This window comes from Yersinia aleksiciae, assembly GCF_001047675.1.
Lineage (GTDB): Bacteria > Pseudomonadota > Gammaproteobacteria > Enterobacterales > Enterobacteriaceae > Yersinia > Yersinia aleksiciae.
This window is the reverse complement of the sequence record NZ_CP011975.1, coordinates 3,464,227-3,485,072: the sequence shown is the minus strand read 5'-3', so window position 1 is coordinate 3,485,072 and position 20,846 is coordinate 3,464,227. Positions and strand designations below refer to the sequence as shown.

Genomic DNA, 20,846 nt, shown 5'->3' with positions numbered 1-20,846 from the left:
GGCCGTGAAGGTAAGGTAATCACTGAACGAATATCAACCGAAACCTAATCCACCCTGCTTTAAGCTCTTAGTCATTACGCATCATCTCAACCGAAACCTAATCCACCCTGCTTTAAGCTCTTAGTCATTACGCATCATCTCAACCGAAACCTGATCCACCCTGCTTTAAGCTCTCAGTCATTACGCATCATCTCAACCGAAACTTGATCCAACCACAAAATCAATAACTAGCCGCCTTGATACCTTAATCCCTCCCCCCTTTAGCGCCTCCGGCAGACGATAAAACGCCACTGGGCGCTGAAACACTGCCAGTTGCGGCGCTAACCAATCCGCCAATGCCAGATCATCCACAACCTCGTCAGCATCAATCACCGCGACGGGTCGGTGACCAAATTCACGGTCAGTGACAGGGACAACAAATGCTTGCTGCACGCCCGGATATTGCAACAAAACCCGCTCGATATCTTCCGGCTGAATCCCCTCACCACCACTGAAAAACAGGTTATCTAGCCGCCCAAGAATACGTAGCTCACCTTGCTGCCATTCACCACGGTCACGGGTATGAAACCAGCCATCAGCGTCGGATATTGGTCGTAACTGCCCCTGCTGCCAGTAACCGGCGGCGAGGCAATCGGCTTTCACCCACACTTCATTTCCCACCAGTTTGACCTCACGGCGCGCGAGTGCCACCCCCACACCGGGTAGGTCGTCGGCGCGTTTGGCGCACACCGTGGAGGCCGCTTCAGTCAAGCCATAACCGCACCAGCAACGGATGCCGCGGGCCTCGGCCTGTTCCGTCAATTCGGTTGGGATCATCGCCCCGCCCAGCAATACCTCTTTCAGGGTTAACGCCGCACCCTGACTCGCCAATAATCGCCATAGCTGCGTGGGAACCAGCGAGGCGTGGCTACATCCACTCAATGCTTCCGCGAGCGGCGTGCCCTCCTGCACCGCCAAGGTCGCACCGGCACTTAACCAACGCCAGACAATACCCTGCCCTGAAACATGAAATAGCGGTAACGATAACAGCCAGCTATCTGTCGCCGTGAAATTCATCAGCTGTAACACGCCATCGGCACTGGCTAAATGGGCCGCCACGGTATGCACTGCCGCTTTAGGGAGGCCAGATGAGCCGGAGGTGAGTGTCATGGTCGCCAACCGTTGGTTATCCCATGCTGCCGTGAGGTTATCCGTGCTCAGCACCACCGGGCTATCGGTGCTCAATGTCAGCGAGGTAAACGCGAAGTGCGCGGGCAGAGGTGCCGCCAGATTCAGCATAAAATCGATATTCAGCTGTGGGAGAAGCTGTGCCAATAGCACATCGGGCAATTGCGGATTTAGCGGCAGAACACGGGCGGCGCACTGCAATGCCGCCAGATATGCCAGCAACAGCGAATAACTGTTTTTACCCCGCAGCACCACGCCACAGCCGGGAGTCACACCCTGCTGCTGGAAGCCGGATGCCAGAGAGTCGATATCAGCGGCCAGTTGTTGCCAACTGATCCGTTGCGACCCCGCGCGTATCGCTATCGCTTGGGGTCGTAGATTGGCCCACTGTTTCCATGGAGAGACAGATTGCCTAGGCCAATCAGTTAGCTGTGCCATAGCACGTCCAGTTGATCCACCGTCAGCAGCGGCAAGTGACTGTCCGGCCATGGGCGTAGCAGTTGCGCCTGCATCAAGTCCAGTGTATCCAGCCCAGGTACGGTGGAGGGCGTTAGCCAGTGGGCCAAGCGCGCCAGTTGGGTCAGGCCCAGACTCGACTCAATGCTGGAGCTGATCACCGCCGCCAAACCCACCTGATGCGCTTGTTGCACTAGCTGTTGGCAGCGGGCAATGCTACCCACCAGCGTCGGCTTGATCACAATTGCGGCGACACCCGGCTCAGCTTCAACCTGAAAATCAGCTTCGCGTACACTCTCATCCCAGGCAATAGCGATCCCAGTGTCCCGTGCAAATTTGCGAGATTCCGCGCGGGTTTTGCAGGGCTCTTCCAGAAACGCAATGCGCGAGCGCAGCTCGGGATTGACATATTTGGCAAAGCCATCCGCTTTGGCACCTGTCCAACTGCGATTGGCATCCAGCCGCAGTTTCAAATCAGGCAGCGCTTCCAGCAGCACATTGACGATCATGCCGTCGCGTACCGCTTCATACAGCCCAACTTTAACCTTGGCGACTTTCTCACCCGGCAGCGCTTGTAGCACCGCGAACAGCTCATCGGGATCTCCGGTACACAGCGGGGCTTTGCGGTAATCTGCCGCCAGTGGCAAGCATTGATCAAGCTCCGCCAGTGCGCAGCTAAGACCGAATGCCACGGAAGGCAGCGCATCGACATCCGGCACCTCACCCGTCACCCAGCTTTGCAGCCACCGGGTCACCGCGGTTTGTGCTTCAGCCAGCGTTTCCTGGCTGAACTCCGGTAAGGGGGCGATCTCCCCCCAGCCAGTCTGTTCGCCCTGCTGCAACTTCACCAGCAAGCCATCGCGATTTTTTAGCCGTTGATGGCGCAGGATCACTCCCGCGTCCATCGGAATGCGGTAGCGATAAAGTGTGGCCGCGCGCATTACGGATTACGCTTGAATTTGCTGAAGTCCGGCTGGCGTTTCTCATTGAATGCGTTGCGCCCCTCTTGACCCTCTTCGGTCATGTAGAACAGCATAGTGGCGTTACCGGCCAGCTCTTGCAGGCCCGCTTGACCATCGCAATCCGCATTCAGTGCCGCTTTCAAGCAGCGCAGTGCCATCGGGCTGTTTTCCAGCATTTCACGGCACCAGCGCACCGTCTCTTTTTCCAAATCGGCTATCGGCACCACGGTGTTGACCAGCCCCATATCCAAGGCTTGTTTAGCATCATATTGGCGGCACAAGAACCAGATTTCGCGCGCTTTTTTCTGGCCGACAATGCGCGCCATATAAGCCGCACCCCAGCCGCCATCGAATGAGCCCACTTTTGGCCCTGTTTGGCCGAAGATGGCGTTATCCGCCGCGACCGTCAGATCGCACATCATGTGCAATACATGGCCGCCACCAATGGAATAGCCAGCAACCATTGCAACTATCGGTTTCGGGCAGGTGCGGATCTGACGCTGGAAATCCAGCACGTTCAGGTGATGAGTGCCAGTGGCATCCTGATAGCCGCCGTAGTCGCCCCGGACTTTCTGATCACCGCCGGAACAGAAGGCTTTGTCGCCTTCGCCAGTCAAAATGATCACGCCGATATTGTCATCATAGCGGGCGTCAGCCAGCGCCTGAATCATCTCTTTCACCGTTAGCGGGCGGAATGCGTTACGCACATGGGGGCGGTTAATGGTGATCTTGGCGATCCCATCGCTGGATTTGTGATAACGAATATCTTCAAACCCGGCGGAGCAATCTTGCCAATCGATGGCGGCGTACAGTTGTTCTTCGCTCGGATAAAGCATAGTAAGCATTCCTTTAACGGGAGAGTGGTGAAAATGAAGACTGTGATAGAAACGAAAGTACCTGCGCGGCAAATGCACCGGGGTTAGCACGGTGAGCATTGTGTCCGGCGCGGGCCAGTGTGCGTAATGGCAATTTATGCTGTGCCGCCAATTGCTGGAATTTGTGGTCGCGCTCGCCGCACAGATAGGTGTAAGGGATGCGCAGGCGCTGCAGGGCAGGCAACAGCCATGGCTGATGCCCCAATGAGGTTGCTTCGAGCATCTCAGCCACCGCAGGGCCGCTATTGTTGGCACGTAAGAGCACCAACTGCTCGCGCTGCTGGGCGTCTAAATCAGCAAATACGGCTTGTTGATACCAGTCGGCCAGCACTTGTGGCAAAGGCTCAAGACGAAAACGCTGCGCCCATTGGTGGTCGTTTTGTCGGCGCTGGAGGCGCAACTCATCGCTTTCCAATCCGAGGTTTCCCCCTTCAACCAATAACCCCTGTAAGCCATGATGGCTACCATAGCAGGCGTGATACATCGCAATTCTGCCGCCTAAAGAGTAGCCTGCCAGCCAATATTCGCGAATGCCGTTAGCCTGCAATGTTTGCGTTAACTGGCGGCTAATATCCGCAAAACCGCGGGTGGTCAGGGTGGCAGATTTGCCGTGGCCCGGCAGGTCAACCAGCAACGAGGGGGTGTCACCGCACAGTTCGGCCACGGGTAACCAATCCTCGCCACTCCCCAGCAGACCATGTAACCATACCAGCCACGGCCCGCCGTGTTGCTGCGCGGCGGATTGGGGGTGGGCGGCGAGTTTACGGCAAGCTAGCGTCATAGTTGGGCCACCTGTTGTACCAATTGTTGCAGTGTTTCGGCCCCCTGACTCGGCGGCACCGCTATCTCGATCAGTGTCACGCCACCTTGTAACCAGCACTGCTCGACCCGCTGCTGTAGTGCTAGCCAGCTCTCAGGGCGAGCATAATTCAGGTTGAACATCGCGGCGGCATGCTCAAAATTGACGTTTTGCGGCATGCAGTAGAAGCGCTGACGGTCGGCCTCCGGTGTCGGCAGCAGTGAGAAGATCTGCCCACCATTGTTGTTCACCACCAGCAACACCATCGGGGCTGAACTTTGGCGCAATAACGCCAGCGCATTCAGGTCATACAGGGCGGAGAGATCACCGACGATCGCCAGTGTCGGTTTGGCGGTAGCGCGCTGAACACCCGCCGCCGTCGATAACAGACCATCAATGCCGCTGGCACCGCGATTGCTGTAAACCGGATAGCCCACGGGCAGTTGGCCGAGGGCATCAATGAGGCGAACAATCAAACTGTTACCGACAAATAGCTGGCCGTTTTCAGGCAACAGTGCCGCCAGTTGGTGCGCCACTGCCGCTTCGCTGAACTGATCGTTCAGCACTTTAGCCACATGGAACTGTGCTTTTTGCGACAATTCCATCAGTTCAACAGCCCAAGGAACACGGCGCTGCGCGGGATGCTGCTCCAGCCACTCATTCACCGATGAAATAATTCTGCGCCCGCGGTGATTCGCTGGATCAAGACGGCCCGGTAGATTATCCACCAGCCAATACTCTTGCGGCTGGCACTGTGCCTGCCACTGCAATAACCTTTTACCCGTCAGGCTGCTCCCCACTTGCAACACCAGTTGCGCCTGACTCAATATTTGCTGTGCATCCGGACGCCCCAGCCACAGATCGGCGCAAGGCAGCGGTTGACCGGTTTGCGATAACACATCGCCAATCAGCGGCCAGCCCAGCAGTTCCGCCCACTGCGCCAGTTGTGCGCCCTCTTCTGCCGTCATGCGTCCGGCGATCACCACACCGCGCTTTTGCCGCCAGAAAAACCAGTCGGGTTGCTGCATCTGTGGTTGATAGCGTGATTGCCGCAGCCACGGATGGCAATCTTGCCACCAGTCACCCAAAGCGGCAGACCAGTCGGCATAGCACTGCTCATCGCCGCCATACAGCGGTTCGGCAAAGGGGCAGTTAATGTGCAGGCCGCCATGGGGTAATTGCGCCATCGCGCTGTCGAGGGTCGCCACCAGCCAACGGGCAGGAATATCCGGCGTGGGCCGAGGCAAATTGATGCTGACCTTGGGGTGGCTGGCAAACAGCCCTTGCTGGCGGATCGCCTGATTGGCGCCGCAGTCGATCAACTCTGGCGGGCGATCTGCGGTCAGGAAGATCAGGCGCTCACCGGTTAGCCCCGCTTCAATCAGCGCTGGATAGAGATTGGCCGCCGCCGTGCCGGAGGTGACAATCACCGCCACCGGTTCGGTGGAGGCTTTCGCCAAGCCAAGCGCCAGGTGGCCCAGACCACGCTCATCAAAGTGGGTGTGGCAAACCAGCGACGGGTTGGCCGCCGCCGCTAAGGTTAAGGGTGTCGAGCGGGATCCTGGCGCAATACAGATGTGACGCACACCGTGGCGCGTTAACGCTTCCAGTAGTAATGCCGCCCAACGACGGTTAAAAACACTTGTCGACATGGTTTGCCCAAAAGTCAGTTAACAGACACTACGGCCCCGACAGTCAGCATGAGGAACGCCATTTATCCTCTGAAAAAGCCCGGAGTGGCTGAGTAATGGTTAAAGTTCTATCGTTCTATATCAGGAATGTGCCCTGAATAACCTATTAACCACAGTTTACACCCGGCATCGGGGTGTCACAATCCGCCCACATAACGAGTGCGGTTAATTGCGACATTTTAGGTTTTATTCTCTTGCTGATGATGAGCGAGCAAGGTGCGTAATCCCGCTGATTTATGGTTAATCTCTTGCCACTCCAGTTCAGGGTCAGATCCCGCCACAATTCCGGCTCCGGCATACAGATTGACCCATTTATCTTCCACCCATGCCGAGCGCAGCGCGACACTGAATTCGGTCTGTTGCAGTGAAAGATAGCCCGCAGAACCGGCATACCAACCACGGGAAAAGGGCTCATTCTCGGCAATAAACTGACGGGCAACATTGCGCGGTAAACCGGCCACAGCCGCTGTCGGTTGCAGCCGTTGCAGGCAATCAGTATCACTGGCGCGGTTGAGTTGCGCGTGAATGCGGCGGCGCAGATGCTGCACTTTGCGCAAGCGGATAATCTCTGGTGGCATGACGTCCACGGCCGCGACACCGCCCTGTAAACGCTGGCAAATATCATCAACCACCAGCAAATTCTCGCGCTGATTCTTTTCATCGCGCATCAACCAGTCAGCCAGCACCTTGGCTTGCTGATGGTCATCATCATTAGAAGTCGTGCCCGCTAACGCTTCAGTTTCCAGATGCCATTTCTGGCGCAAATAGAGGCGCTCTGGGCTGGAGCCTAAAAAGGCCCGCGCAGCATCAAAACGCAACATAAAGTGAAAACAGTGATGATTAACCTGCCGGCTGGCATCCATAAACGCGCTACAGGACAAGGGCTTATCGAGAGTTAAGCGGGTCGCACGGGCCAAAACCACTTTTTCCATTATCTGCTGCTCAATCTTGCCCAGCGCCTGCTGAATCAGGCTGCTCCATTGCGGATATTCTGGCGTATGGCGGGCATCCTGTACCTGAACATCCAGCACCGGCAGCGGTTTGGCAGCAACCAGTTGGTCAATAAAGGCGATAGCCAGTAGCGCATCTTGCTGTAGGGAGAAATCACTCACTAAATTGAGGGTCACGTGGGTATGGTTACCACGGCGCAAAATTTCAATGCGGGGGAGAAACAGGAAACTGGTCTGCGTCTGTTGCGTGGTGTCAGCGGAGGGCAGCATAAGACTCACTGGCTCGAAGGCATTCAGCCCCCAAATCCGTAATTCAGTGCCATCACTATTTTGTCTTATCAGCTTATGTTGCTGGATAAAAGCATCCGCAGACTGCACATCGTTAAATTGGCGAGTTTGACCACAGACGGCAGCCTCTTCATGGCCTTCACGGTGGTGCCAATAAAATTGAGGGAAATGGTTTTGCGCAGCCAGCCACTCCAGCAATTGGCTTCCCACCTGACCCGATGCGGGCAAGATTATTTGCCGAATACCTGCCTGGTCAGGGAAACCGGCACGTAATCTCTGCCGTAATTCGCCCAACAAACCAGAAAGTTGTTTCACGACCACCTCGGCAAACCAACAGAAAGAGTGGGATTATACGGGCCGTGAATAATAATAAAAGTCTGATTCAAAAGTTATTGTTAGTTATCACACTAATATTTGATATTGATGTTTTTATATACTCAACAAGGGGTATCTGGCGATCACTGACATTGGGTGATTTGTGCTCAGGGCCAGATAAGCCCATCCGCTTAAGCCACTTGTGTTGTAACGACGGCATCACCAAAATCTTAGTTATCCTACGACTAGGAATATCACGAAGATATAGGTTATCTCCGTGATATTTTTCATATTAGTCATTTATTTACGCTATGCCGAAACAATGCTCCATTGCTGGGTTTCAGACAACGTTGCTACCAGTGAGTAAACGTTACCTGAGTATTTCAACTCACTGGCATTGGTCACGGTTTGGGCTAATACTTGCCCCATTTGAACCCCTTGACCGGCGGCAATGTAATAGAGAGGTTCCGGTGTATAAATTTGAGTGGTATTGGTTAAGACTTGTTGCACGAAAGTTCCCTGTCCTGACATACCAATCCCAGTTGAATAGATGTTGTTTTGCATGTGACTGCCTTCCAGAATCGTCAACTTGCCTGCTTGTCCCCCACTCGATAAATGACTAAACATCGGGGTGTTATTTGCCGTGTCAAAGGTCACCTGATTGTTTCCTGCCGGGTCCGCATTCAATACAGCACCAGCCTCAAAAACCACCCCATCCGTCAATGTGCCTGTTCGACCCCAGATAAAGGAGTAGTCAATTGACCACTTGAAAGTGAAAAAGCTATTAGGTGCCACTTTAAATGGGGATGCTTGCCAGGCTAAGGAAAATATGTCCGAGGGTTGATTCGGCATTTTTTGATATAAATACACAATCCAAGCGGAGGGAGACTGATTTATAAATTTGACTTGATAGGGCGTGCCATCTGATGAATAGGTAGACAGATCGAGAGTATTACTCATGATAGATTCCTCATTTTGTTAATATTAACCATCTCAAATAAAATTAGTTAACAGGATTAAAATAAGAGCATTTATGATTTCCACTCTATAAAAAGAGTCAAAGATAAAAGTTAAGTATTTTATGACTACAAATATTATTATAGGCACAAGCTGCATTACGACGCTTATTTATTCCCTACGTTTTTCATTTAAGTTAGATAATAAAAAACAGATTAATTAAACATATCATTTAAATATTAATACTTATTTTCGCATTAAATTAACAATCAATGCTTATAATAAAAACGACCCATTTAAGGGCCGCTAATAAGATTTTAAATAATTTTACTTAACTGCTTACGACAGCCATTATTTCACGAGGATATTTTAGCGCCGCGCCAATAATAGCCCGACAACTAACCCGACAGTCGCGCCAATTCCCACGCTGCACCAAGGCTTTTCGTGGACATAATCATCAGTGCAACACGCCAGTGCTTTCGCCCGTTTGATATAGCAATCACTGCGGCCACTCAAACGGTTCTGTACCTCCTTTAAGGCTTTCTCCGCTCTGGCCTTGATCTCTTGATAGCTTTCATCTGCGGCATCGCCGGAGGCGCGTAGCACCTCTTCCAAGGTGTCGGTCAGCATAGTCAGATCATCATCCAGCGAGGTTTGCTGTTCTTTATCTCGATTCATATGCGTTCTCCATGAGTGAAAAAAGGGCATCTCATAAGCATAGTCGAAAATAGGCGAGGTAAGTGTCATCAGGAGGTTTCAGGATTAATCTGTAGGGTGAATAATTTGTAGGGCAAAAGGTGAGTTCAATCGCCCTTCGCCGCACATTTATGACTAAAAACGTAGGTATCACTAAAAACGAATGCAGCACGCCCCCTGCTCTGCCCCAGTCAATTGCTCACGTAGCGCACCAAATAGCTCACGACCACATCCTACATGAAACGCCGAGATATCCGGCAGTGTGGGGTGGCGTGCTGCCAGCTCACTTTCATCCACCAACAGCGAAAGCTCCCCACTGACACCATCCACCCGCACCCGATCACCATTACGGATTTTTGCCATGAGGCCGCCACAATAGGCTTCGGGCGTCACATGGATTGCCGAAGGCACTTTACCTGACGCGCCGGACAGTCGACCATCAGTGACCAGAGCCACCTTAAAGCCGCGATCCAACAATACCCCCAAGGGTGGCATCAGTTTATGTAGTTCCGGCATACCAATGGCCCGTGGCCCTTGATAGCGCACCACTACCACGCAATCGCGGTTCAATTCGCCGGATTCAAAAGCGGCCCCGACATCATGTTGGCTGTCAAACACCACCGCTGGCCCCTCAATAATCTGATGATCACGCGGAACGGCCGAGGTTTTCATCACTGCCCGTCCCAGATTGCCACTTAAGACTTTGGTACCGCCGTGGGCCGAGAAAGGCTGGGCGATGCTGGCAATCACCGAATCATCTAGTGAGTGCTGCGGCCCGCTGCGCCATTGCAGTTGCCCATGATCCAGATAGGGCTCTTGCGTGTAGCGATGCAGACCAAACCCCGCCACAGTGTGGACATCTTCATGCACTAAACCGCCTTGCAGCAGCTCTTTGATCAGTAAGGCGACCCCGCCTGCGGCCTGGAAATAGTTGATATCCGCTGGGCCATTAGGGTAGATTCGGCATAATTGTGGCACCACCTCCGATAGCTCGGAGAAATCATCCCAATCAATAATAATGCCCGCCGCGCGCGCCATCGCCACCAGATGCATGGTGTGGTTAGTCGAACCGCCAGTTGCCAGCAGTGCCACAATGCCGTTGACCACCACCTTTTCATCCACTAATTGACCTACCGGCAGATAATTGCCACTGCTTTCCGTCAGGCGAGTCACCTGACGCGCGGCAGCGGCGGTAAGTGCATCTCGCAGTGGGGTGTTGGGTTGGATAAAGGAGGAACCGGGCAAATGCAACCCCATCACCTCCATCACCATCTGATTGGAGTTGGCGGTGCCGTAAAAAGTGCAAGTGCCAGCGCTATGATAAGAGGCGGATTCCGCTTCCAACAAGGCGTGGCGGTCAACTTTACCTTCCGCGAACAGTTGGCGAACCCGCACTTTCTCTTTATTGGACAGGCCCGTCGCCATTGGCCCTGCAGGGACAAAAACCGCCGGTAAGTGGCCGAATGACAAGGCGGCCATCAGCAATCCGGGCACAATTTTGTCGCAGACGCCAAGGTAGAGTGCGCCATCAAACATATTGTGTGACAGGCCGATAGCCGCGGACATGGCGATGACATCGCGGCTCATCAGTGACAACTCCATGCCATCCTGCCCTTGCGTCACGCCATCGCACATCGCGGGAACTCCCCCCGCCACCTGCCCGACGGCACCGACGTCATGCAGTGCCTCTTTCAGTTGTTGCGGGTAATATTCATAGGGTTGATGAGCGGATAACATGTCGTTATAGGAAGTAATAATGGCAATGTCGCTGCGCACCATATTCTTCAGCGAGGCTTTATCTTCCGGCTGACAAGCGGCGAAGCCGTGAGCCAGATTGCCGCAGGCCAGTTGAGAGCGGTGAACTGTATTTTCTTTTGCCGCGCTGATTCGTTGCAGGTAGGCCGTGCGGGTCGCCGCAGATCGCGCAGTAATACGCTGCGTGACACGGGTGAGAGTCGGGTTCATCGCCATTCCTTATTCGCTCAGGGGAGCCAAAAGTTCAATGCTGCCCGCAGGCAGGCCGATGAACTCCGCCAGTACCTGTAACAGCAAATTGTGATCATCCAAATGTGGCGCGCCGGAAACATTAACGCTGCCAATAATACCCGCCTGTTTGACCTGTAACGGGAAGCCGCCACCCAACGCAGCATAGTCCCGCAAACTCACCCCATAGCGAGCTTCAAGGGTGGTTTGACGCTGCTGTAGCATCAATCCTGCGGCATAGGAGCTGGTATTCAACAGCTCAACGACATTACGTTTACGCCGCAACCAATCATGATTCTCTGCGCTGGTACCAGGCATGGCATAACTGAATAGGGTTTGGCGATTGACGGTGATATCAATAGCCAATGCCGCACCTTGCTGCTCCGCTTGCCGCTTTATTTTTTCACCTAATTGCCAGGCGATTTGGTGATCGACGTGCATCAGTTGTAGCTGCTGCTGATGCTGTTGGCAGGCGATGAGTTGCTGCTGTAAATTCATGAGATTCTCCGGTGATAACCCGCAGGCGATATCACTGTTTCCAGCCGATACCGCCTACCGGATTTAAGCGCGTTTAACCTTGATCAAGCCTTTGCCAGTGACGCCCTGCCCCTGAGTATTGACTTCAACATCACACTCTTTCGGCAATGTCAGCGTAATCAACCCAGCGATAATCAATGAGCCTGCTAACATGCAAACCGCCGCACTTTGTCCATAGAAGAAGATCATCACGCCGACCAGATAGGGGCCACAGAATCCCCCCAAATTACCTAAACCATTGATGACACCCCGTGCGCCACCCGCCACTTCCGGCACGGCGATGCGGCCCGGAATTGACCAGAATGGGCTGGTGGCGGCTTTCAGGAAGAATCCACACACCACCAGCGCCAGATAGGAGATCAGCACGTTGTGGCGGAAAATCACCGAGGTCACCAGACCGGCGGCGAAGCAGAACAGTGAAATCATAATCAACAGACGGCGTTTGCCGGTTCTATCCGATAGCGTAGAAATGGCATAAATACCGGCAGTGGTGGCAATAAACGGCAGAATAGCCAGAATACCGACCGAGGCCATATTACCGCCGGTCAGATTTTTCAAAATGGTGGGCAGCCACAGGGTGTAGCCATAATCTCCGGTTTGATAAAAGAAGTTCAACGCCACCAGTTTCATCAGCCCTTTATTCAGGAACACGGCTTTCAAGGGTGCATTGGTCACTGGCGCATCAAGCATCCGCTCCGCCCGTTCCCGTGACAGTTCAGTGACCAGATAGTCACGCTCTTTGGCGGAGAGCCATTTAGCCTCTTCAGGACGATCACTGATAACAAACCACCACATCACCAGCACGATGGCGGACAGGGAACCTTCGAGGAAGAACAGCCAGCGCCAATCGAGCGCATTAATAATAAAGCCGGACAGTGGCGCGGTGAACATTCCGCCAATGGGCGCGAACATCATGACGAAGGCATTGGCGCGACCAATTTCACGTTCCGGGAACCAGTTGCTCACCATGGTTAAGACCACCGGTAGCATACCGCCCTCAGACACCCCCAACACGAAGCGCAGGAATAACAGTTGATAATGGTTGGTGACAAAGCCAGTCAGAATCGAGACGACGGCCCAGACCGCTAGAGAATAGGCAATAAATTTTCTGCCGCTGCCATGTACCGCAATACGGCCGCCGGGTACTTGTAAAAATAGATAACCAATAAAGAAAATACCGCCCGCTAAACCGGCCATTTGGCTGGTAATCGCTAGATCACTCTCCATACCGCCAGGTAGCGCAAAACTAATATTAACCCGGTCCATAAAAGAAATAATACAAGCAATCATTATTGGCACAATAACGCGGAACCAACGGGCATTAGGGATCTTACTGTCCATATAAACACGCCTCATGATAATAGCTAAGTATTACCCTGCATCATGAATAAAGACGCAGGGAATACCGAAAGCAAATAAGGAATATTTGCAGTTGTTAATTAAAACTCACGAATGTTTTTATTATTACTATGACTGGCTTATTTAATAATTGATTGCGGTTGGTGCCTGTTCACCTGAGAAATGGGCATGGATATTAGAGAACACAATATCGCTCATTTGAATGCGAGTCTCTTTTGTGGCGCTGGCAATATGTGGCAGCAACACGACATTATCCATCTCGATCAACGCCTGTGGCACATTCGGCTCATCGGCAAATACATCCAGACCCGCACCGCCAATATCTTGCTGTTGCAGCGCGTGAATTAAGTCATCCTGATTAACCATGCTGCCACGGGCAATATTGATCAGAATCGCCTGATTTGGCATCGCCGCAAAAACAGCTTTATCGACCAGACCTGCACTGTCTTTCCCACCCGAGATAGCCACCACCAGAATATCGCTCTGCTGCGCGAGAGTGATTAAATCTGGCACATAGTGGTATGGCAGACTCTCAATGTGTACTGTATCGGTATAGGCAATTTGCATATCGAAGCCCGCGGCACGGCGGGCAATGGCTTGACCAATACGGCCCATACCAAATACCCCCAGTCGTTTACCGGTCACTTTGGAGGCTAATGGCAAACTGCTGTGTGGCCACTGACCAGCGCGCAGGAATTTATCGGCCTGACATAAACGGCGCGAGGTGGCAATAATCAGCCCCAATGCGGTGTCAGCCACATCATCGGTCAACACACCCGGCGTAGTGGTAACAATGATTTTGCGCTCACGGGTATAATCCAGATCAACAGCATCAGTCCCAACACCGAAGATTGAGATAATCTCCACTTCCGGTAATAACGCCAAGATTTCGTTGGTCACGCCAATATCACCACGGGTCACGATACCTTTAATGTTATTGCCCTGTTCAGCCAGAAATGCCGCGTGATCCACCATCTCGAAGAGTTTGTGAACAGTGAAGTTTTGTTCCAATTTTTCCGTCAGATAGTCCATTACCGGGGCGATGATTAATACGGCTTGATTGGAGCTGGGTTGCGTGCTGTTTTTCATTATGAGTACCTGACCATGTCAATAAATCAAAGAAAACAGAATGGCGAGGGAGAATCATCGGATGATGCAGCCATTCAGCGAATGTCGTTATGAGACCTGTTTTCAATGTTTTATTTTGTGATGTGGGTCACTGTAAATCATGTTAAGAAAACATGTTACCGGTAACGTGAGCCACTTATCATTGTCGGTGCTGAATTGTTTCAGCTAATCAAATGAGCGTTAATAACTTAGGTAAGGCATTAACTGAAATGTTATCGGCTGCGGTAATTTGTTATGGCGCGAATCAGATCACAGCAAGGGAAAGAGTTGGAAGTGGGTAACTGCCATTGTGCGACGCAATGGCAGAGAATGAGGGGGCCCCTCCGCGCAGAAATGGCTAGAGCCTTAAATAGTGCCACCAAGTGAAATCCGATAGTGAAGGTCAACTTGTTCAATTGTCGGGATTTTTTTTATTTTCTTAATCAAAATCTCAGCGGAAACTTTACCCATTTCAAAACGTGGCGTGGTGACACTGGCCAGCACTGGCGTAGTTGCCTGACCAATATCCAACCCATGAAAGCCGGAAATTGCCATTTCAGTGGGTATGACCATGCCCAATTTTAAGCACTCTTGTAACACCCCCACGGCCATATCATCATTGGTGCAGAAAATAGCATCAACCTGCGGATACATTTGTCGTGCCAATGCCAACATCCCTGCCCCAATAGAAACCGAAGAGACTTTATTGGGGGTAATATGTAATGGCGTGAAACCTGCATCACTCATTGCCTGGCTATAACCTTGATAACGTTTGCGATCACGCACATCAGACATGGAGCCGAAATAGACAATATTCTGTTTTCCACTGGCTAACAGTGTGGCCGTCATATCATAGGCAGCCTGATAATTATTGAATCCGACGGTGATGCGGTTGAATTGCGGCTCCAGATCCATCACTTGTGCAATTGGAATTTCTGATGCATTCAGATATTTATCAGCGCGTAAGGTATGTTCGGAGTCCGTGAGTATCAAACCGGAAATCTGGCAGGAGAGGAGATTAATGATCTGCTCCTCTTCACGCTCTTTACTGTAGTTATAGTTAACCACCAGCGTCTGATAACCACTGGCGGCAGTCACTGACTCAATACCGGCTAATAAATCGGAGAAAATCTGGTTATTAAATGAGGGTACCAAGATTCCTATGCGCGGACTTTTTTGATTAAGACCCGTCTCCCCGTCAGAATCAGCACTGTAATTCACTTCAGCCATCACCTGAGCAATGCGCTCACCGGTTTCTGGTGCCACTTTTTCCGGCGTACGTAAATAGCGACTGACGGTCATTTTGGTCACGCCGGCAAGTAACGCGATATCCTGTAACGTAACACGCTGGTTTTTCATGGCAAATACCTGGAACAAGAGTGCGGGATGGGTAAAGTGATTATGCACTGTTAGCGGGTGTAATGAAAAGCATGTTACGGGTTAAATATGCCATAACAACTCTGCTGATGATTATTAAGTTATTTTATTATCAATAAGTTAATCTGCAATCTGTTAATGAAATGGGCAAACCCCCTGCTAACTGCGCTCTTTTTCTAGCCTCAAGGCGATATCGCTCACGTAAGCGGTAACAGCTTGCCGTAACATGATTTAAAGTGATCTGCATCACAGTTTGATAAGGCAGAAAACGGTCTGATAGGCACATGTTTTCAGACGGTCAGCTTAATGGAAGTATCGCTACATTTAATCTGATTTACATCTGTTTTAAAGCAAGATTGGGAAATAATAAAGACTTTATTATTCGCGATTACTATTGCCGAAAATTAATTTATGACTGTATTAATCCGACAGTCATCGACTATGACATTTATTTTACATGTCGCTTGTTAGCGTCATTAGGAATTCACAATGAAGAATCTATTTTCGTTAGAAAAACGCAAAGTATTAATTACGGGTTCCGCACAAGGTATCGGATTTTTATTGGCAAAAGGTCTGGCCGAATTCGGCGCTGAGATCATTATTAATGATATTACCGCCGAGCGGGCAGAGAAAGCGGTTGCTGAATTACGCACTAGCGGATTTATTGCCCATGCGGCAGCCTTTAATGTGACCGACCATGCTGCGGTTAATGAAGCCATCGAACAGATAGAAAGCAGTATTGGCGCGATTGATATCTTAATTAATAATGCTGGCATTCAACGCCGCCATGCTTTTACTGAATTCCCAGAAAAAGATTGGGACGATGTTATCGCCGTAAACCAGAAATCAGTATTTTTGGTTTCACAAGCTGTTTCCCGTTATATGGTTAAGCGCCAACGCGGCAAAATTATCAATATTTGCTCGATGCAAAGTGAATTAGGTCGCGACACTATCACGCCTTATGCCGCCTCTAAAGGTGCGGTCAAAATGCTGACGCGTGGTATGTGTGTCGAGCTAGCCCGTTACAACATTCAGGTCAATGGTATCGCCCCCGGCTATTTCAAAACCGAGATGACTAAAGCGCTGGTGGACGATAAAGCCTTTACCGATTGGTTGTGCAAACGTACACCCGCTGCCCGCTGGGGGGACCCGGAAGAGCTGATTGGTGCTGCGGTGTATCTGTCATCCAAAGCCTCTGATTTCGTTAATGGTCATCTGCTGTTTGTTGATGGCGGCATGCTGGTCGCAGTCTGATAGGTACAGAGGGAAGATATGTCTGGTGAATGTATTATTGTCATGGGTGTCTCCGGCACAGGTAAATCCTGTGTGGGTCAGGCGCTGGCGCAGGCCCTTAACGCCAAATTTATTGATGGTGACGACCTGCATCCACGCGCCAATATTCAAAAAATGGCGTCAGGTCAGCCACTTAATGATCAAGACCGCGCCCCTTGGCTTGAGCGGTTGAGTGATGTGGCTTATAGCCTGCAACAAAAGAATGAAGTGGGTTTTCTGGTCTGTTCGGCACTGAAAAAGCAGTATCGTGATCGTCTGCGCGAGGGTAACCAGGGTATCCGTTTTTTGTGGCTGACCGGTGATTACGATTTAGTGCTGCACAGAATGCAGCAACGCGCTGGGCATTTTATGCCTGAGAGCCTGTTAAAGAGCCAGTTTGCGACATTGGAAGCCCCGGGGGCCAGCGAACCGGACGTCATTCAAATCGATATTTCGCCTGATGTGGCTGGGGTTGTTGAACTCTGTATTGCCGCACTGGAAGATGAAAAGAGCGTGAGTCATTGCGCATAAGCGTGGGCCACCAAAATCCATAGGAATAGTTATGATACTTGATGAACTCAAAACTGCGGTGAATAACCCGCTGTATCCGGATGTGATCCGCCGGACGTTGGCAACGATCAGCCAGATGGATTTAGCCAATTTGCCTGCGGGCGAGCAAGAGATTGAAGGGCGTGAAATTTACCTGAATCATATTATTGCCGCGTCTAAACCCTTGTATGAGCAGGCCCCTGAATTACATCGCTATTACATTGATATTCATATTCTGCTAGAGGGCAGCGAGGTGATTGGGGCTTCACCCTCGGCTCAAGGGCAACGTCCGACGATGGATTTTGATAGTGAGCGGGATTTTGGTCTGTTTGAAGGAATGACCACCGAAACCTTGTTAACCCTGGCTCCTGGCGATATCGCCCTGCTGTTCCCTGGTGAGTTACATCGCCCGATGGGAACGTTGGGAGAGGTAGCACCGCTGCGTAAGATTGTGGTTAAAGTAGCAAATCATCTTTTGTGATTCGGTGTTATTTCGGTTGATATTCGTTTAGGTTATCGGGTTAGGTTGATAGATACCGGTAACCTGAACGAATATCCCCGAAACCCGATCCCGTAACATATCAACCGAACTTGATCACTAATCAATATCAACCGGCGCTCCCAAGGAACTCTGCCCTTGCTGCTCCCGCCGTGCCGCCAACCACAATCCACTGTTCTTCATGGCATAGCCAAATACCACCCCGACTAACAGCGAGACAATGACCAGTTTCCAATGACCATTACCGGCAAAGGTGGCGCAAGCACCGATAAAGGTGCCGGGAACAAATGCTAGCCACTGCTGACAGGCTTGGATACACATCAAAAACGCCACAATACCGGTCAGAACATATCCAAGGATGGCCCATTCAGGCTGCAAGGCGCTGCCCTGAATAATCATCATTGCCCAGAATACCCCACTCATGCAGGTTAACAGCGTGATCAGCAAACCTTTCAAGCCGCCTTGTGGGCAGGCAAAATAGGCGGTACAGCCGAGGAAACCCGCCCAGCTGATTAGGCCCAGGCTGACCGCAACCCACCCCCAGAGACCAGAGAGAATGCCGGTGGTAATGGCAATCATCAGAATAATGTTCATCAGTATTAACCTGCGCAAAAAAACGTTAAACAGAATGTTTATTGAGTGAAAGTTGCGCAGTTTACCTGAATCCAAAGTGTTTTTTGGGATTTTAGTCACATAAATACTGAATCAATAACATTTAATACATTTACTTAGTGACAAATATCACACTATCTGGGGAAAATGTATTGCATGACGCGTACCAGTAGACCGGTTCAACAATTCTTCCAACTCGCTATCAGATAGTGATTTGGTATACTCTAATTGCTCGACGACTCTATTCACAACGCTATTAATGAGAGTTCCTAACTCTTCCATTGAAGGTAAAAACAGACTTTCGGCTTTGTGCTCATAATATTTTACTATCAGAGGATAAAATATTTCAGGCTCTACGTTGTAGCTAGCATGCTTATTTATATGATCCGTCAAATCAGAAGAAATATGTTCACTGCCACTGACAGAATCCAGAAACTTGATTTTTTCATTTGTTTCTCCCAAGTTAGATATACTGTCTTTTAGCTCATATAATATCAGGCTGCCAAGATCTATAAATTTTGAATATGAAGAAGCCGCTCTCTCACACGTTAAATCAACCTTTCCAATGATTTCATTAACAACATGATTTTTAACGAACTTAACCAGTTCCAGTCTCATTTCAGGTCGTTCTTTTGATATGCCACCGACAAAGTCACACTGTGATCTTTCAATAAGATAACTACATGAACCTTCATCTTCTTGTGCTTTTAAAAGAAAACAATCAAGGTGTTCTTTGCTTTTATTCAACATCTTATCTATTTCTATAGGAACGGAAAGTTTATCAATTACAGTTTTCTCTTTTTCTTCTTTATTTAAGATGCCAATTAGCCTATTAATTTTATTTTTTTCAGCCCAATCAAAGACTTCCGGCTTTGCCTTTAAAAAAGACTTATCGTTAGGATCATGATTAATCAATTCCTTGGCAACATAAAAACTCTCACGAACAAAACTCATTAAACCCATAAACATCACCTTAAATAATATTATCCACAATGAGCACTCCCATTAATGGAGCACTCTATAAAGATCCTATTTTATTTAAACTAAATATGTCATAGCATCCACTGTTTACCCCACCCCCACCTTATACAACCTTAATTTCGCGGAAAATCCGCGCGGGCAATGAGGACAGCCAAGAATAAACACACCGGCGCAGCCACAATAAATAAGGTATTGGCGGCCATTAACAGGCTATCGCGGTCAATTATCACCCCCAGCAACACCGGCACCCAGTTGGCGGTGTAGGCAATGACATAAAACAGCGACAACAAACGCGCATGGCTGGCTTTAGGGGAAATAAAGTTCACCAGCGCGGCGCTACCGACGAAGATAGAACCAAATGCATACCCCGTCACCACCATGCCGATGCCCGCTAAAAGCAATGAATGGAAGTGAATCGCAGCCGCAAAAGTCATCACGGCAACCCCTTGCGCCAGGCAACCGGAGTACAGTGAGAAGCGGCTATCCAAATTGCGACTGACTAATTGGCAGATACCGGCAATCACCAGATATAACGCAATGACATAGCCAAACAACCCTTTGCTTTGGACTGACAATAACTGCTGCGCAATAGCTGGCCCGAGAGCCAGAATACTGGCGGCCACCGCCCACGAAACAAACAGTGCCGACGCACAAAGGAAAAACTTACTGCCGGTCAGCCTCAAACCCATCAGCAAGGTGCTGTCTGGCGAGCGCGGAGCATTTGTAGAGTGTGAGACCACCGCAGCGACGTGCTTGGGCCAGAAAAATGCCACTCCCAGCGCGGCCGTCACAGCCAGGAGAATAATTAAAACAAACGGCACCACTGTCGGGTGGAAATTGGCTTGCAGTGACAAACTGCTAAATACCGGCCCCAACGCCAATCCGACGGTAAAAGATAAGGTGGCAATCAATGCCGCGCGTTTACCGCCATCAGGCGGACAAAAACGAATCAAGGCCAGATTTGCTGCGCCGGTCAGCGCCCCAGTGCCGATCCCCGCTAATAATCGCGCCATAAACATTAGGCTGAAAGAACCTGCAACGGCGAATAACAATGCGCCCCCCAGCACCACCCCCAGCGCAGGCAGCATCATCAGCCGCAGGTCAGTGACCCTCCCGGCCAAATTCCCCACCGCAAACAGTGAAATCAACACGCCCGCAGCATAAGCGCCATAAATCATGGTCAAGCTGACCGAGGTTAGGGCCAGTTGTTGCTGATACAGCGGATACAGCGGCGTTGGCGCACTGCTGTTAAGCAGTGCCGCGGTCAATGCCAGTGCAATGAAAAATAGCACTGAAAAATAAGATACCGCCGTGCGGGTTACACCCTCAGTCATGATTGACTCCTGAAACTGCGCGAGATTATAAGTACCACGGATGGAAAACAGCGCATTATACGGGGGGGATTAGCCGGTCA

Annotated in this window: 19 protein-coding genes; 3 read left to right on the top strand and 16 right to left on the bottom strand. The window is 50.8% G+C overall.

The features are described from left to right. Window positions 1-192 precede the first annotated feature (192 nt). The 13 genes from menE to ACZ76_RS15600 form a co-directional block, all read right to left on the bottom strand. Window positions 193-1,605, bottom strand: a complete 1,413-nt coding sequence (gene menE, locus ACZ76_RS15660; RefSeq protein ID WP_048619752.1) for an o-succinylbenzoate--CoA ligase — start codon at window positions 1,603-1,605, stop codon at window positions 193-195. After that, complete coding sequence (gene menC / locus ACZ76_RS15655) at window positions 1,593-2,564, bottom strand: o-succinylbenzoate synthase (RefSeq protein WP_048619751.1); 972 nt, start codon at window positions 2,562-2,564, stop codon at window positions 1,593-1,595. The genes menE and menC overlap by 13 nt, the downstream gene beginning before the upstream one ends. After that, window positions 2,564-3,421, bottom strand: coding sequence for a 1,4-dihydroxy-2-naphthoyl-CoA synthase (menB, locus tag ACZ76_RS15650; RefSeq protein WP_032815107.1), 858 nt, complete (start codon window positions 3,419-3,421; stop codon window positions 2,564-2,566). The genes menC and menB overlap by 1 nt, the downstream gene beginning before the upstream one ends. Window positions 3,422-3,434: 13 nt before the next feature. Then, the gene (gene menH, locus ACZ76_RS15645) at window positions 3,435-4,241 is read right to left on the bottom strand and encodes a 2-succinyl-6-hydroxy-2,4-cyclohexadiene-1-carboxylate synthase (protein WP_048619750.1); all 807 of its coding nucleotides are present in this window, start codon (window positions 4,239-4,241) and stop codon (window positions 3,435-3,437) included. After that, window positions 4,238-5,911, bottom strand: a complete 1,674-nt coding sequence (gene menD, locus ACZ76_RS15640) for a 2-succinyl-5-enolpyruvyl-6-hydroxy-3-cyclohexene-1-carboxylic-acid synthase (protein ID WP_048619749.1) — start codon at window positions 5,909-5,911, stop codon at window positions 4,238-4,240. Before menD ends, menH begins: the two co-directional genes overlap by 4 nt. A gap of 218 nt (window positions 5,912-6,129) precedes the next feature. Next, on the bottom strand, window positions 6,130-7,503 hold the full coding sequence (menF, locus tag ACZ76_RS15635; protein WP_048619748.1) for an isochorismate synthase MenF: 1,374 nt from the start codon (window positions 7,501-7,503) through the stop codon (window positions 6,130-6,132). A 309-nt stretch (window positions 7,504-7,812) separates the two neighbouring features. Next, a complete protein-coding gene (locus tag ACZ76_RS15630) occupies window positions 7,813-8,463 on the bottom strand; it encodes a hypothetical protein (protein WP_048619747.1) in 651 nt (216 codons plus the stop codon). 366 nt (window positions 8,464-8,829) lie between these two features. Then, complete coding sequence (gene elaB, locus ACZ76_RS15625) at window positions 8,830-9,138, bottom strand: stress response protein ElaB (protein WP_048619746.1); 309 nt, start codon at window positions 9,136-9,138, stop codon at window positions 8,830-8,832. A 171-nt stretch (window positions 9,139-9,309) separates the two neighbouring features. After that, entirely contained in the window at window positions 9,310-11,121 is a 1,812-nt protein-coding gene (gene edd, locus ACZ76_RS15620; protein WP_048619745.1) for a phosphogluconate dehydratase, read from the bottom strand. Between the two features lie 9 nt (window positions 11,122-11,130). Next, window positions 11,131-11,637 (bottom strand): heme-degrading domain-containing protein, encoded by a 507-nt coding sequence (locus tag ACZ76_RS15615; RefSeq protein WP_048619744.1) that lies wholly within the window; start codon window positions 11,635-11,637, stop codon window positions 11,131-11,133. 63 nt (window positions 11,638-11,700) lie between these two features. Next, window positions 11,701-13,017 (bottom strand): MFS transporter, encoded by a 1,317-nt coding sequence (locus ACZ76_RS15610; protein ID WP_048619743.1) that lies wholly within the window; start codon window positions 13,015-13,017, stop codon window positions 11,701-11,703. Window positions 13,018-13,158: 141 nt separating this feature from the next. After that, a complete protein-coding gene (locus tag ACZ76_RS15605) occupies window positions 13,159-14,124 on the bottom strand; it encodes a 2-hydroxyacid dehydrogenase (RefSeq protein ID WP_048619742.1) in 966 nt (321 codons plus the stop codon). A 384-nt stretch (window positions 14,125-14,508) separates the two neighbouring features. Next, window positions 14,509-15,501: a substrate-binding domain-containing protein gene (locus ACZ76_RS15600; RefSeq protein WP_048619741.1), complete on the bottom strand. Its 993-nt coding sequence runs from the start codon at window positions 15,499-15,501 to the stop codon at window positions 14,509-14,511. 507 nt (window positions 15,502-16,008) lie between these two features. Between ACZ76_RS15600 and idnO the strand changes: the two genes are divergently transcribed. Genes idnO through ACZ76_RS15585 form a run of 3 tightly spaced genes read left to right on the top strand, consistent with a single transcriptional unit; the run spans window position 16,009 to window position 17,821 of the window. After that, window positions 16,009-16,773: a gluconate 5-dehydrogenase gene (gene idnO, locus ACZ76_RS15595; protein WP_048619740.1), complete on the top strand. Its 765-nt coding sequence runs from the start codon at window positions 16,009-16,011 to the stop codon at window positions 16,771-16,773. Between the two features lie 18 nt (window positions 16,774-16,791). Next, window positions 16,792-17,322 (top strand): gluconokinase, encoded by a 531-nt coding sequence (locus tag ACZ76_RS15590; protein ID WP_048619739.1) that lies wholly within the window; start codon window positions 16,792-16,794, stop codon window positions 17,320-17,322. Window positions 17,323-17,353: 31 nt separating this feature from the next. Continuing rightward, window positions 17,354-17,821, top strand: a complete 468-nt coding sequence (locus tag ACZ76_RS15585) for a YhcH/YjgK/YiaL family protein (RefSeq protein WP_048619738.1) — start codon at window positions 17,354-17,356, stop codon at window positions 17,819-17,821. Window positions 17,822-17,938: 117 nt separating this feature from the next. Here the strand turns inward: ACZ76_RS15585 and ACZ76_RS15580 are convergent, their stop codons facing one another. The 3 genes from ACZ76_RS15580 to ACZ76_RS15570 all read right to left on the bottom strand — a co-directional run bounded on the left by ACZ76_RS15580 (window position 17,939) and on the right by ACZ76_RS15570 (window position 20,766). Then, window positions 17,939-18,433 carry a DUF1097 domain-containing protein gene (locus ACZ76_RS15580; protein ID WP_048619737.1) on the bottom strand — a complete coding sequence of 165 codons (495 nt, stop codon included), beginning with the start codon at window positions 18,431-18,433 and terminating at the stop codon, window positions 17,939-17,941. Between the two features lie 147 nt (window positions 18,434-18,580). Beyond that, window positions 18,581-19,414 carry a hypothetical protein gene (locus ACZ76_RS15575; protein WP_048619736.1) on the bottom strand — a complete coding sequence of 278 codons (834 nt, stop codon included), beginning with the start codon at window positions 19,412-19,414 and terminating at the stop codon, window positions 18,581-18,583. A 131-nt stretch (window positions 19,415-19,545) separates the two neighbouring features. Beyond that, window positions 19,546-20,766 (bottom strand): MFS transporter, encoded by a 1,221-nt coding sequence (locus ACZ76_RS15570; RefSeq protein ID WP_048619735.1) that lies wholly within the window; start codon window positions 20,764-20,766, stop codon window positions 19,546-19,548. Window positions 20,767-20,846: the final 80 nt, after the last annotated feature.

Coding starts and splice junctions, on each gene's coding strand:
- menE (WP_048619752.1), bottom strand. CDS start 1,605: ATGGCACAGCTAACTGATTGGCCTAGGCAATCTGTCTCTCCATGGAAA.
- menC (WP_048619751.1), bottom strand. CDS start 2,564: ATGCGCGCGGCCACACTTTATCGCTACCGCATTCCGATGGACGCGGGA.
- menB (WP_032815107.1), bottom strand. CDS start 3,421: ATGCTTTATCCGAGCGAAGAACAACTGTACGCCGCCATCGATTGGCAA.
- menH (WP_048619750.1), bottom strand. CDS start 4,241: ATGACGCTAGCTTGCCGTAAACTCGCCGCCCACCCCCAATCCGCCGCG.
- menD (WP_048619749.1), bottom strand. CDS start 5,911: ATGTCGACAAGTGTTTTTAACCGTCGTTGGGCGGCATTACTACTGGAA.
- ACZ76_RS15630 (WP_048619747.1), bottom strand. CDS start 8,463: ATGAGTAATACTCTCGATCTGTCTACCTATTCATCAGATGGCACGCCC.
- elaB (WP_048619746.1), bottom strand. CDS start 9,138: ATGAATCGAGATAAAGAACAGCAAACCTCGCTGGATGATGATCTGACT.
- edd (WP_048619745.1), bottom strand. CDS start 11,121: ATGAACCCGACTCTCACCCGTGTCACGCAGCGTATTACTGCGCGATCT.
- ACZ76_RS15615 (WP_048619744.1), bottom strand. CDS start 11,637: ATGAATTTACAGCAGCAACTCATCGCCTGCCAACAGCATCAGCAGCAG.
- ACZ76_RS15610 (WP_048619743.1), bottom strand. CDS start 13,017: ATGGACAGTAAGATCCCTAATGCCCGTTGGTTCCGCGTTATTGTGCCA.
- ACZ76_RS15605 (WP_048619742.1), bottom strand. CDS start 14,124: ATGAAAAACAGCACGCAACCCAGCTCCAATCAAGCCGTATTAATCATC.
- ACZ76_RS15600 (WP_048619741.1), bottom strand. CDS start 15,501: ATGAAAAACCAGCGTGTTACGTTACAGGATATCGCGTTACTTGCCGGC.
- idnO (WP_048619740.1), top strand. CDS start 16,009: ATGAAGAATCTATTTTCGTTAGAAAAACGCAAAGTATTAATTACGGGT.
- ACZ76_RS15590 (WP_048619739.1), top strand. CDS start 16,792: ATGTCTGGTGAATGTATTATTGTCATGGGTGTCTCCGGCACAGGTAAA.
- ACZ76_RS15585 (WP_048619738.1), top strand. CDS start 17,354: ATGATACTTGATGAACTCAAAACTGCGGTGAATAACCCGCTGTATCCG.
- ACZ76_RS15580 (WP_048619737.1), bottom strand. CDS start 18,433: ATGAACATTATTCTGATGATTGCCATTACCACCGGCATTCTCTCTGGT.
- ACZ76_RS15575 (WP_048619736.1), bottom strand. CDS start 19,414: ATGGGTTTAATGAGTTTTGTTCGTGAGAGTTTTTATGTTGCCAAGGAA.
- ACZ76_RS15570 (WP_048619735.1), bottom strand. CDS start 20,766: ATGACTGAGGGTGTAACCCGCACGGCGGTATCTTATTTTTCAGTGCTA.